Raw genomic sequence first — 12,802 nt, 5'->3', positions numbered from 1 at the left:
AGAGCCCCTGTTAGAGGGACTCATTAATTCGCCATGCGCTTCCGTTTTTTCACAAATGAGAAAGCGATGAACAGGATGTAGAACGGGATGGCGATGAACCAAAATGTCGGCCATTCTTTCCACCGGGCGAACGTCATATATGTCAAATAGACGAGACTGAACGTGATGATGAACGAGTGACGCGGCAACGGCACGTCTTTAAAACTCGGAATACGAACCCGGCTCACCATGAGCAAGGCGAGACCGGTAAAGAAGATCGGGGTGAGCAGTTCGTTGACGCGGTCGCCAAACGTCGTCACGACGGCGAGCAGTCCACCGGCTGCCGTGATCGGGACGCCTGAGAAATAGCTGGCCGTGACGTTCGTCGCCGACAAGTTGAACCGGGCTAGGCGATAGGCGCCGAAGAGCGGGAATAGGGCAGCGAAGAAGAGCCCGTAGTTTCCGTAATCGATAAAGAACGTATAGTAAGCGAGCAGCGCCGGGGCGACGCCGAACGTGACGACGTCAGCGAGCGAATCAAGCTCTTTTCCGAAGTCACCGTCTACCCCGAGCATACGGGCGAGGCGGCCGTCGAGGCTGTCGAGCATCATCGCGATGATGATCAGGAGTGTCGCATTCGAGAAATCGCCACGCGCGGCGTAGACGATGGCGAGGACGCCACAAAATAAGTTACCGAATGTAAATGAGTTAGGAACCCACGATCGGATTCGTTCTTTCCACATAGTATTGCCTCCATCTTTGTCATTGAGTAAACCAGCGGCCGTCCGTGAAGCGGATCAAGTCGTCCGGTGTTAATTCGATCTGATAGCCGCGTTTTCCAGCCGAGATGATGATCTTGTCTTTTTGTTTCGCGCTGTCATGCAAGAAGACGGGGAAGCGCTTTTTCGCTCCGATCGGTGAGACGCCGCCGCGGATGTAGCCGGTCAGCGTTTCAAGCTCTTTCATCGGGACGGGCGACGCTTTCTTCGCGCCCCACGCTTTAGCGGCCGCCTTTAAATCGATATCTAAATCTCCTGAGATGAGGAAGAAGGCGTACTTCCGCTGCTCGTTCTCGAGGCAAATCGTCTTATACAGTTGGTCGAGCGGCTTATCGAGTGATGCGGCGACATGTTTTGCGGAGACATCGGACTCATCCACTACATAAGACAGATAAGTGAACGGGATGTTCCGTTGTTTTAATTGTCTTGCGGCATTCGTCAGTTGCACCAGTCCCACCCTTTCGTTGAACGACTCCCCTAAGAATAGCAAATAGTGGTAGCGTCGGGCAATCGAACTTGAAAAGTTTTGGTGTCAGGAAGGAAACAGAATGGCCGATAGAGAAATGAACAGTGATTCATTTTTTTAAAGGGGGATTATTTCATGGAAACAATTCAAGTGGAACGGCACAACGGGGTAGGCTGGCTCAAATGGAACCGTCCGGAAAAGTTGAACGCGCTGAACGAGACGTTGTTGCGCGAAGCGAGGCAGGCGCTCGAACAACTTGAAGCCGACGAATCGGTCCGGGTCATCGTGCTGATCGGGGAAGGGCGCGCCTTCTCGTCCGGTCAAGACTTGACGATCGAGAGTGACGCCGATTATGGCACGTATTTAGAGGACGTCTACCATCCGCTCGTCCGGGCACTCTCGGATTGCCGGAAGCCAATCATTGCCGGCATCCACGGTGTCGTCGCTGGGGCAGGACTCAGTCTAGCGCTTGCTGCCGACGTTCGCCTCGTCGCCCGTTCGACGAAGTTCAGCTCGGCGTTCATCAAGATCGGCCTCGTAGCCGACGCCGGTGGTCCATATCATTTGCGTCGTTTGATGCGCCAAGACGTCGCGCTCGATTGGATGTGGAGCGGCAGCACGATCGACGCCGAACGGGCTGAGGCGTTCGGTCTCGTCACTGAACTCATCGAGGATGAGGCGTATCTTGCCCGTCTCACGGCCTACGCCGAGACGCTCGCGGCAAAATCACCGACGGCCGTACAAGGGATGAAGGCGCTCCTTCGCGAGTCATCGTTCGAAGATGGGCTCGCACAAGAGATCCACTGGCAACGGGAATGCGGCAAGACCGAGGTACATCAACGGGCGATGCAAGCATTTTTAAGTAAAAAATAAGGGAAGCGGTCGTGTTGACCGCTTCCCTTATTCGTTCAAGAGGATGGTTTGGCTTCGAACTGGAAGCCTTTTTGTTGCCATTTGCCGTACTTCCACCGTCGGAAAGCGAAGAAGCCGCGGAACCACTCGTCGAGCGAGAACGCAAGCCAAATCCCGAGCACACCGAGTCCCATTTGAATCCCGAACAAGTAACTGAAGACGACGGCGACGCCCCACATCGAGGCGATCCCAATCATGACCGGGAAGCGGACGTCTCCGACCGACTTGAGTGACCCCATTAGAACGATGTTCATGGCGCGACCCGGCTCAAGAATGAGCGTCGCCCATAGGATCGGGATACCGACGGCGATGATGTCCGGGTTCGACGTGAACAAGCCGAGCAAGGATTTCCCGAACACGGCGAGGCCGAGCGAGGCGACGAGCGAAGAGAACATGGCAATCTTCAACGTCCGGACTGCTCGGGTATACGCCTCCTTGAACCGCTTCCCGCCGACGTCGCGGGCAATCAACAGCTGTGTCCCTTGGGCGATGGCGACCGTGAACAAAAATGCGAGCATCGATAAGTTCATCACGTAGACGCGAGCGGCGAGGGAGGCGTCACCCATCGTCGCGATGAAGCCGGTGATGACGATTTGTGAAAACTGATACGACAAGTTCTCTCCCGCCGACGGAACACCGATTTGTAAGAGTGCCTGAATATCATCGCGTTTTGGACGGATTAACTCTTTGATCGGGAAACGCATCAGGAGGCGGCGTTTAACGATCCAAAACAACAGTACCATGGCCGAGAAGCGAGCGATGACGATGGCCCAGGCGACACCGGCGACACCTGTCACCGGGAGACCGAACCAGCCTGTCACGGCGAGCATGGCTCCTACCGCCGTGATGACATCGATCAAGAGCGTCGCGAGCATGGCGTGTTTTGTCATACCATGACTGCGCAACACCGCGCTGAGCGCCATGATGAGCGCTTCGGTGAAGAGCGATAAGCCGACGATTTGTAAGAACAATAGGCCGTAGTCGAACAGTTCATCCGACAGGCCGAACAGGCGAAGAAACGTCTCGCCGAACAAGAAGACGACGACGACCATGACGACGCCGAGCCACATGTTCAAGCTGACGGCAGAGCGGGCAAGGTCCCGGCTCTTCTTCATCCGACCGGCACCGATCGCCTGACCAATCAAGATCGTCGCACCGACCGAGGTGACGCTAAAGACGATCAAGAAAACGTTCAACAATTGGTTGGCGACGCCGACCGCTGAAGCGGCGGCATCGGAATACTGGGCGAGCATGAGCGTGGCGATGATCCCGGTCCCCATGTGGAGCGCGAGCTCGATGAAGATCGGCCACGAGATTTTAAATAGGCTGAGCTGTTCAGTGTCTTTGGTTGGCATGAATGTTCCCCTTTTGTTCAAAAATTCTTTATATGAAATATTTATCTTTTAAAAATTACAATGGTCATGTTACTCCTTTTGAAATGAAAAAGAAAGGGGGTTTACTAAATTATTTTCATGGACAGGGTGATGAACATCTTGTTGCGAAAGAAATATTCATCTGTGGAAACAGAATTCCAAAGATGATGATCTAGAACAACTTTTTTAATACTTTTAACTTGTGTTCTGACAACAAGCATAAGTACCTTAGTTAGGACTTTATGAAGTGAGAATATTTTTCGTTTATAATAGAAATGATATGTGACTGATGTGTAGTGCAAAATAGGAGGAGCGGATATGGAGAGAAAGATTTGTATCATGATCTGTGATGATAATATCGCTGTTCATGAAAGCATTCGTGCATATTTGGAAGCCGAGCGTATGGAATCTATCTCAGTCTATAATGGAGAAGATGCGTTAAAAATGATTGGCAGCAAGACGGTTGATTTGATTGTATTAGACATCATGCTACCGGGACTATTTGGAACTGAGGTCTGCAAAAAAATTCGGGAATCAAGTAGCCTGCCTATTCTGATGTTGAGTGCCCGTGGGGAAGAAAACGACCGCATATTAGGACTGGAAATCGGAGCAGATGATTACTTGACGAAGCCTTTTTCACCTAGGGAAGTTGTCACCAGAATAAAAACGATTTTAAGACGAGTCCACGGTCCAAAAGAACACGAACCTAAACATAGAGCCGGAAACTTTACGATCAGCTTGGAAACATATGAAGCTAGAATTCAAGGAGAAACCGTCGATTTAACGCCGAAAGAAATAAAACTTATGGCTAACTTGATGACCAACGTAGGGAAAGTCATGAGTCGTGAAGAACTTCTCGATCGAGTATTCGGTTATGATTACCCCGGAGATATTCGCGCGGTCGATACGTTGATTAAACGGATAAGGCAAAAGATTGGCGATCTAGATACTGGATTTATAATCAGATCTGTTTATGGGGTCGGATATAAAATCGAGATAATGGGATGAAGAAAGTTTATGGGAGAAAGTTGTTTATTGTTCTAATTATTCTATTGATCTTTATTATTGGCCAACTTCTGGGAGCGATGGCAATCCGATATTATTTCCTTCAATCGAAAATCGAAGAACTGCAACCGCACTTGCTTGAAATTGAGGAAGACGTTTCGAACGGCGATAAACTCTCGAAGTACAACTTTTATATCGTCAAAGCCTATGATATTTATGGCGAAGAAATAGATAGCTTCAACGAGACGGTCGACACAGATTTTTTATTCGAAGATGTGCGAATCGATGAAACGCTGGTCTCATATATCCCTTCGTTGATTAACGGAAACGAGATAGCTGAGCTTAGGGACATTCCTGGACTTCCATCGAGTTCGATCGTTATAGGTGAGCCGCTCGTTCAAAATGGAAATGTGACCGGGGTGATTTTTTTATTAAAGCCTGCTTCTGATTACAAAGCCGCGCTCCAAGGATTTTATCTCGTCTTCTTCACTACATTGACGATAGGGACACTTGTGATTATTATCTTTTTGCGACTTTTTATTAAAGAGCGAAATCAGCTCGATCAAATGCGGAAAGACTATGTGGCAAATATTAGTCACGAGCTAAAAAGTCCGATATCATCAATCAAGGCTTTGACCGAAACATTGGCAGACGGGATGGTGAATTCGCCTGAAAAGACTCATCATTACTATCGAATCATCTTGAGGGAAAGTGCACGGTTAGAAAAGCTGATCAACGATTTGTTAGAGTTGTCTCGGTTGCAAAGCGGTACGTCGGTCTTTGATCGAACAAGTGTAGACACTGGACAAGTGGTCGGAAATGCAGCTGAACCATTCCTTGCTTTGGCCGAAGATTTAGATATCCAGTTACAGATTGCTGATAACATCCCTACACTACCACTGGTATATACGAATGAGGACCGAATCATTCAAGTCCTCACCATTTTACTTGACAACGCGATCAAATTCTCTCGTGGAAATATCTTTATCGAAGCCAAATATGACAGTCAACGGGTAACGATTTCAATCCGAGATGATGGGCCTGGTATTCCAAAAGATCAACTCTCGCTTATTTTCGAACGATTTCATAAGGAAGACCTATCCAGAGATAGTCGGGGGAGTGGACTAGGCTTGTCGATTGCCTATGAAATTATGAGGCAACTGGGTGAGGAAATAACTGTGGAAAGCAACATAGAAGCAGGATCAATATTTTCTATCACGTTGAAGCGATCCTGAAAACTTAATAAAAATCATCGCTTCACATGTTTATGCCATTTTTATGCCCAACTCTCTTGCTACGATGTTCTTAAGGGACTGTAGTCCTTATAAAAACATTAAATCAATGGGAGTGGTAAGACATGAAAAAGACAGGATACTTATTACTATCAACTACTTTAGTGATGGGACTTTTGGCAGGTTGCTCAGGAGAGACGACAGAAAATTCAACTTCTTCCAACGTTTCCGAGAGCCAGACGGCCGAAAGTCCAACTGTAGCGAATGAAAAAAGTGGACAAAAACCTCAAGGGGACGGTTCAGGCGGTGGAGGATTTGGAATGGATCAACTGGATACATCAAACATCGAGACGAAATATACCGATTTATCTTATGCCGACCAATCGGATACACAAAAATTAGATATTTATTTGCCAAATGAAGGTGAAGGTCCTTTCCCTGTCATCGTGGCAATCCATGGTGGAGGCTTCATGATGGGAAGCAAGACTGGGGGAGATGTCTCATCCATGCTAAAAGGCGTGGAGAACGGCTACGCGGTAGTATCTGTAGACTATCGCCTGTCGGAAGAGGCTGCTTTTCCGGCCGCTATCAGTGATGTAAAAGCTGCAATCCGCTACGTCAAAGCAAATGCCGAAAAGTACAACCTGGATCCCGAAAATATTGTGGTCTGGGGTGACAGCGCAGGAGGAAACCTTGCAGCTTTGGCGGGTACAAGTTCGAATGACGAATATTTGAACGGTGACAACGAAGAAAACTTGGAATACAGCTCTGAAGTCCAGGCGGTTGTCGATTGGTTCGGCCCACTCGAGTTCTTAAAAATGGATGAGCAGTTTGAAGCAGCAGGTGTCACACCTAAGATGGGTGCGACAAGCTCGGATTCGTCTCCCGAGAGCAAATATATTGGGGAAAACATTACTGAAAATGTAGAACAGACCGAGAAGGCTAACCCCGCAAACTATATTTCTAAGGATGATCCGTATTTCTTCATCCAACACGGGACAGCGGACCAAAACGTTCCGACCCAACAGTCAATCGACTTCGCTGAAAAACTTAAAGCAGTTTTAGGAGAAGAAAAAGTGTCATTAACTCTCCTTGAGGGTGCCGGACATGGTGGCGAACAGTTTGATGCGGAAGAGAATGTTCAATTAGTTTTCGAGTTTCTGGACAGTGTCTTAAAATAATTGGTAGCCCCGTTTTCGCGAACACAAGGTAGAAAGGGCGAACTCAATCATGAAAGCAGAGGAGCGTCATCCCATCCGGGATGACGCTCCTCTGCTTAAAATCATTTGAAGTTGTTCAGTATTCTCGCAAATGGGTGGTCAAACGTCGTCATTTCAGTTTCAAAATGGATGCGCTATACGGTGCGAGTTCAAGTTCGAGCGAGTCGACGTCCCGGTCGTTCAGTAAATCATGGGCACCGCCTGTGTGCCAAAGCGGGTTGAGTTTAGACACCGTATCTGAGTTATTGAAGTAAATCAAATACGTATCGTCTTTCGAACTCCGTTCGACGATGAGGGCGTTGTCTTCATCATCGACGAGGTTGAACCGGTACGATCCGCCGTTCGCGAGCACCGGATGATCTTTGCGGAGCTGGATCAACTTCTGGACGAAGCGGAACAAGTCACGGTCTTCCTCGGCCTCGTCCCACGGCATGCAGCGGCGGCAGCCCGGATCTTGCTCGCCTTCGAGCCCGATCTCATCACCATAGTAAATACATGGACTACCCGTATACGTGAGCATCGAAGTCATGAGGAGTTTGAACTTCCCTTTATGCCCTTTTGCCCGAGTGAGGGCTCGTGGGGTGTCGTGAGAGTCGATCAAGTTGAACGTCACTTCGTTCACGTTCATCGTGTTCATCATCTCGACGCGCGTCAACTCATCCCGGAACTCCGACGCCGTCGTCCGGTCGAGCGCGAAGTAGTTTAAGCTCGCGTTCGTGAACGGATAGTTCATAACCGCATCGAACTGGTCGCCTTGAAGCCACGGTTGGGCATCGTGCCAAATCTCACCGAGGATGTAAGCTTCGGGATTCGCTTCTTTTACAGTGCGACGGAAGTCACGCCAGAACGCGTGGTCGACCTCGTTCGCGACGTCTAGGCGCCAACCGTCGATGCCGAACTCTTCGACCCAATAACGGGCTACATCTAATAGATAAGCTTTCAACGCCGGGTGTTCGGTGTTGATCTTCGGCATGTTCTTCTCAAAAGCGAACGTATCGTAGTTCGGCTTCGGTGCCGTCTCGATCGGGAAGTCGCGGAGATAGAACCAGTCGCGATACTCGGAATGAGGCCCGTTCTCGACGACGTCTAAGAACCAAGGATGATTGTAGCCGACGTGATTGAACACCGCATCGAGCATGACTTTGATCCCGTTCTCATGAAGCAAGTCGACCAATTGTTTGAACTGCTCTTTCGTCCCGAACTGCGGGTCGATTTCCATATAATCGAGCGTGTCGTATTTATGGTTCGTCGTCGCTTTGAAGATCGGGCAGAAGTAAATGCCGGTGATCCCGAGTTCGACGATGTGGTCCATATGATCGATGATGCCTTGGAAGTCGCCACCGAAGAAGTTTGTGATCGTTGGCTCGGTGCTGTTCCAGGCGAGCGTCCCTTCAGGATCGAGTGACGCGTCGCCGTTCGCGAACCGGTCAGGGAAGATTTGATACCAGACCGTATCCTTGACCCATGACGGGGCATGGAAGATGTCGATCGGGTTGATGAACGGGACACAGAAGTAATAACCCGTATCGTCGAGCGGTTTATCTTCGAACCAGCCTTTTTCCGTATAGACGGCCGTCTCGTTGCCGTCATGGAGCCGGAACCCGTAACGGAGGCGACGGAACGGCGGCTTGATCGCGATGAACCAGTAGTCGTACTGGTCGTCGTGGCCGATTTGTTCCATTGGTGTCTCGAACGTGCGCCAGTAGCTCGGCTTGTCCGGGTCAAAGTTCCACATCGCCGGGTCTTCTGAATGCCAGTCGTATGGGTCGTTCCAAATTAAGTCAACAGATTGGATATCATTTCTTTTCGTATGAAACCGAATATGGATCGTTTCCCGGTCGTACTTATAAACGAAAGGGGACATGGCGCGATGATAAATAGCTTCTTTGATCAAGTGAAATCGTTCCTTTCTCGATTGGAGTTGTAACCATTTTACACTGTCTGTTCCGAAAAGAAATGACAGTTGCGAAAACGTTTGCTCAAGCAAAGGGTAATAAAGCGTTTACATTTTGTCAATCACTGTTCACGACAATTATTGAACAATTGAACGTATAAAAGTTAAAAAAGAGATAAATGGGATACCTACGAGAATAAATCGAAAAAAAAAGTCTTGTAAAACGCTTACACAACTGTATAATAAAAATTGAGGTGAGGATGCAAACGTTTTCACTGAATGACTGATTTCGTAGCGGAGTTGATTAAAATCAGTCGTTCAGTACGTGTGCGCAAATCTGACCATACTAATTTCCTTGGGGAGGTTTTTCATCATGAAGATGAAAAAAATGGTAGCAGGACTTTCAACAGCAGTATTAGCATTCGGTGCACTTGCTGCATGTGGTGGCGGTACGGATAACGGTTCTACTAACGAAGGCGGTTCTACTAGCGAGAACAAGCCAGAAAAAATCGTAATTTGGGAAGATATTGAAAAGTCGGAAACGACGAAAGAAGTTGCGAAAGCGTTTGAAGAAGAACACGGCGTCGCAGTAGAAGTCGTCGAAGTTCAAATGACGGACCAAAAAGACAAGTTGGCGCTTGACGGCCCAGCTGGTAAAGGTCCAGATATCGTTCTCGTACCGCATGACCAAATCGGCACGATCGCTGACCAAGGTCACTTGGCACCGCTCGCTGACGAAGGTGCGCTCGAAGCATTCACAGATGCTTCGAAATCGGCTGTCATGTTCGACGGACAAGCTTACGGCTATCCTAAATCAGTTGAAACACCAGTCCTCATGTACAACAAGGATTTGGTTTCAGAAGCTCCTGCTTCAATGGACGACCTTTACAAGTTGTCTACAGATCTTAAAGATAAAGGCGAGTACGGCTTCCTCGGTCTTTGGGATAACTTCTACTTCGCTCACGGTGTAGTTGCTGGCTTCGGCGGTTACGTCTTCAAAGAAGACGGCGGCGCGCTCGACCCAACCGACATCGGCTTGAACAACGAAGGCGCAGTTGAAGGATTCGACTACATCGGCAAATGGTACCAAGAAGGCCTCTTCCCTAAAGGATTGATCGGCGAGTCTGGTGGCCAAGCGATGGACCAACTCTTCACTGAGAAGAAAGCACACACAGTTATGAACGGACCTTGGGCTGTTGCTGGTTACGAAGATGCTGGCGTCAACCTCGGAGCGGCGGCGATGCCAACACTTCCGAACGGTGAGCCAATCAAGACGTTCATGGGTGTGAAAACATATGCACTCTCTGCTTACACTGAGAACCAAGAGTGGGCTGAAATGTTCCTCGCAGAACTTACAAATGAAGAGAACGCATTGAAAATGTTTGAAGCATACAACGAGATCCCACCGGTAGCAGCACTCGAGACGAATGAGACAATCACGGCGAACGAAGTTGCGAAAGCGGTATTCGATCAAGCGACAAATGCAATCCCAATGCCTAACATTCCTGAAATGGGACAAGTTTGGGAGCCAATGGCACAAGCGCTTCAGCTCGTAGCGACTGGCAAGCAAGATGCACAAAAATCAGCTGACGATGCTGTTAAAGTCATCGAGCAACAAATCCAAGCAAACAACCAATAAGGATGTGAAATGACGGGGTACGCCACATGGCGTTCCCCATCATTTTCTGAAATTGAGCAAACGCTTGCTCGATTGATTTGCTCAAATTGAAAGGAGAAATTGAGGATGGCTTCAATTCCGAACCCAAAAACACCGGAACAACGACCGGACAAACCGACCAATCATGCTCGGAACGCCGCATTACTCTCGATCATTCCGGGAGCAGGGCAGTTCTATAACAACCAACGTGCGAAGGCGATCGCGTTCTTTATCGTCATCATGTCTTATTTTGCAGTAAACTACGATCTGTTTTTCAAAGGGGCGGGCGCCGGACCTGGTGACCGTGGTGGCCTTTGGGGATTGATCACGCTTGGCGAAGTAGCAGGACCTCGTAACGACCACTCCATCTTCTTGATGGTAGAAGGTATTGTCGCAATAATCTTACTGTTCTTCGGTATCGCGTTCTACATTTGGAACATTCGTGACGCTTACCGAGTCGGTCGCATTCGTGATCAGCACCTAAACGTGCCAACGTTCCAAGTGCAACTTCGCAACTTGCGCGACCATGGATTCCCATACTTGATGTTGATCCCGTCGCTCATCTTGCTCGTCTTCACAGTCGTGTTGCCGCTGATCTTTACGTTCTTGATCGCGTTCACGAACTATCGTTACAACAACGCCCCACCGGCAAAACTCGTCGAGTGGATCGGGTTCGAAAACTTTACGCGCATCTTTGAAATCGACATTTGGCGCGACACGTTCGTCGGCGTTCTCGGTTGGACGCTCGTCTGGACGGTCGCTTCGACGGTAGGTGTCATCGCAATCGGGATTTTCCTTGCCGTTCTGTTAAACCAAGAAGGACTTCGGTTCCGTCGCTTGTTCCGTTCAATCTTGATCTTGTCATGGGCCGTACCAGCGTTCATCACGATCTTGATTTTCCGCTCGATGTTCAACGAGTCGTTCGGTGTGTTCAATACGACAATCCTGCCGGCCTTCGGTCTCGATCCGATTAGCTGGATGACCGACCCGACAGCGACACGTAGTGCGCTCATCTTGATTCAATGGTGGCTCGGTTTCCCGTTCATCATGACGCTCATGACCGGTGTCTTGCAGTCGATTCCGGGTGACTTATATGAAGCTGCGACGATTGACGGCGCGAACATCTTTGATAAGTTCCGTCTGATCACATTGCCGATGCTCTTGTTCGCAACAGCACCGATTCTCATCACGCAGTTCACGTTCAACTTTAACAACTTTAACATCATCTATCTCTTCAACGGTGGTGGGCCGGCTGTCCCAGGACAAACTGCCGGTGGTACCGACATCTTGATTTCATGGATTTACAAATTGTCGCTCGGGGCTAACCCGCAATACGGACTTGCGGCTGCGATCACGCTCATCTTGTCATTCTTCATCATGACACTAGCCGTCATCCAGTTCCGTCGGACAAAATCTTTCAAAGACGAGGATATGGTCTGATATGAAAAAACAAAAACGAATCAATTTGGCGTTCTCTTATGTCATCTTGACGCTTGCGTCGATCATTATTCTCTATCCGATGCTTTGGGTAGTAGGAACGTCATTTAACCCGGGTCGTACGATCACGTCAACGATCATCCCATCAAACCCAACGCTCATTCACTATAAAAACTTGTTTGATCTAACAATTTCGGATTATAGTTTATGGTATGTGAACACATTGAAGATCGCTTTCATCACGATGGCGCTCGCTGTAATTTTAGTTACGATTACTGGTTATGTGTTCTCGCGTTACCGTTTCGTCGGACGGAAGAACTCGCTCATCTTGTTCCTCGTCTTGCAGATGGTCCCGCAATTCGTTGCCATCATCGCGATTTTTGTGTTACTCAACATGCTCGGCCTTCTTGATACGCATACAGCGCTGATCTTGCTGTACGCCGGTGGGGCGATTCCGATGAACACGTACCTGGCGAAAGGTTACTTCGATACGATTCCGAAGGAGCTCGATGAGGCTGCTCGGATGGATGGTGCCGGTCACCTCCGTATCTTCTGGCAAATCATTTTGCCGCTCGCGAAGCCAATTGTCGCAACGATCGCCTTGTTCAACTTCATGGGCCCGTTCAACGACTTCATCTTGGCATCGCTCGTCCTTCGTACTCCTGAGAAGCAGACGCTAGCGGTTGGACTTTACAATATGATCTCGCGACAATTCGACAACAACTTTACGTTGTTCGCGGCAGGAGCCGTCCTTTCGGCCCTCCCGATCGTCCTCTTGTTCTTCATATTCCAACGTTACTTCGTCTCCGGTCTCACTGCGGGTGGTACGAAAGGTTAATACTCAAAAA

11 protein-coding genes are annotated in these 12,802 nt (G+C 48.9%); 7 read left to right on the top strand and 4 right to left on the bottom strand.

The window, feature by feature from the left end; genetic code table 11:
• Positions 1-23 precede the first annotated feature (23 nt).
• On the bottom strand, positions 24-722 hold the full coding sequence (pssA, locus tag EVJ24_RS12885) for a CDP-diacylglycerol--serine O-phosphatidyltransferase (RefSeq protein WP_016508135.1): 699 nt from the start codon (positions 720-722) through the stop codon (positions 24-26).
• Positions 723-741: 19 nt separating this feature from the next.
• Positions 742-1,206, bottom strand: coding sequence for a Cys-tRNA(Pro) deacylase (gene ybaK, locus EVJ24_RS12880; protein WP_084813064.1), 465 nt, complete (start codon positions 1,204-1,206; stop codon positions 742-744).
• 153 nt (positions 1,207-1,359) lie between these two features.
• Here ybaK and EVJ24_RS12875 point away from each other — a divergent pair, with 153 nt between their 5' ends.
• Positions 1,360-2,097, top strand: coding sequence for an enoyl-CoA hydratase/isomerase family protein (locus tag EVJ24_RS12875; RefSeq protein ID WP_131441577.1), 738 nt, complete (start codon positions 1,360-1,362; stop codon positions 2,095-2,097).
• Positions 2,098-2,132: 35 nt separating this feature from the next.
• On the opposite strand, the gene EVJ24_RS12870 is transcribed toward EVJ24_RS12875, so the two are convergent.
• Positions 2,133-3,491 carry an MATE family efflux transporter gene (locus EVJ24_RS12870; RefSeq protein WP_131441576.1) on the bottom strand — a complete coding sequence of 453 codons (1,359 nt, stop codon included), beginning with the start codon at positions 3,489-3,491 and terminating at the stop codon, positions 2,133-2,135.
• A gap of 336 nt (positions 3,492-3,827) precedes the next feature.
• Here EVJ24_RS12870 and EVJ24_RS12865 point away from each other — a divergent pair, with 336 nt between their 5' ends.
• The 3 genes from EVJ24_RS12865 to EVJ24_RS12855 all read left to right on the top strand — a co-directional run bounded on the left by EVJ24_RS12865 (position 3,828) and on the right by EVJ24_RS12855 (position 6,927).
• Positions 3,828-4,517: a response regulator transcription factor gene (locus tag EVJ24_RS12865; RefSeq protein WP_131441575.1), complete on the top strand. Its 690-nt coding sequence runs from the start codon at positions 3,828-3,830 to the stop codon at positions 4,515-4,517.
• Complete coding sequence (locus EVJ24_RS12860; RefSeq protein WP_131441574.1) at positions 4,514-5,749, top strand: sensor histidine kinase; 1,236 nt, start codon at positions 4,514-4,516, stop codon at positions 5,747-5,749. The genes EVJ24_RS12865 and EVJ24_RS12860 overlap by 4 nt, the downstream gene beginning before the upstream one ends.
• A gap of 122 nt (positions 5,750-5,871) precedes the next feature.
• Positions 5,872-6,927: an alpha/beta hydrolase gene (locus EVJ24_RS12855; RefSeq protein ID WP_236637658.1), complete on the top strand. Its 1,056-nt coding sequence runs from the start codon at positions 5,872-5,874 to the stop codon at positions 6,925-6,927.
• 148 nt (positions 6,928-7,075) lie between these two features.
• Here EVJ24_RS12855 and EVJ24_RS12850 read toward each other — a convergent pair whose 3' ends face one another.
• Positions 7,076-8,860, bottom strand: a complete 1,785-nt coding sequence (locus tag EVJ24_RS12850; protein WP_131441573.1) for a glycoside hydrolase family 13 protein — start codon at positions 8,858-8,860, stop codon at positions 7,076-7,078.
• A 373-nt stretch (positions 8,861-9,233) separates the two neighbouring features.
• On the opposite strand from EVJ24_RS12850, the gene EVJ24_RS12845 reads away from it, so the two are divergent.
• The 3 genes from EVJ24_RS12845 to EVJ24_RS12835 all read left to right on the top strand — a co-directional run bounded on the left by EVJ24_RS12845 (position 9,234) and on the right by EVJ24_RS12835 (position 12,792).
• The gene (locus EVJ24_RS12845; protein WP_084813065.1) at positions 9,234-10,499 is read left to right on the top strand and encodes an extracellular solute-binding protein; all 1,266 of its coding nucleotides are present in this window, start codon (positions 9,234-9,236) and stop codon (positions 10,497-10,499) included.
• A 105-nt stretch (positions 10,500-10,604) separates the two neighbouring features.
• A complete protein-coding gene (locus tag EVJ24_RS12840) occupies positions 10,605-11,957 on the top strand; it encodes a carbohydrate ABC transporter permease (protein ID WP_071399255.1) in 1,353 nt (450 codons plus the stop codon).
• Position 11,958: 1 nt separating this feature from the next.
• The gene (locus EVJ24_RS12835) at positions 11,959-12,792 is read left to right on the top strand and encodes a sugar ABC transporter permease (RefSeq protein WP_071399256.1); all 834 of its coding nucleotides are present in this window, start codon (positions 11,959-11,961) and stop codon (positions 12,790-12,792) included.
• Positions 12,793-12,802: the final 10 nt, after the last annotated feature.

This window comes from Exiguobacterium sp. SH1S21 (genome assembly GCF_004337175.1).
Taxonomy (GTDB): domain Bacteria; phylum Bacillota; class Bacilli; order Exiguobacteriales; family Exiguobacteriaceae; genus Exiguobacterium; species Exiguobacterium aurantiacum_A.
This window is presented reverse-complemented; position numbering and strand designations above follow the sequence as displayed.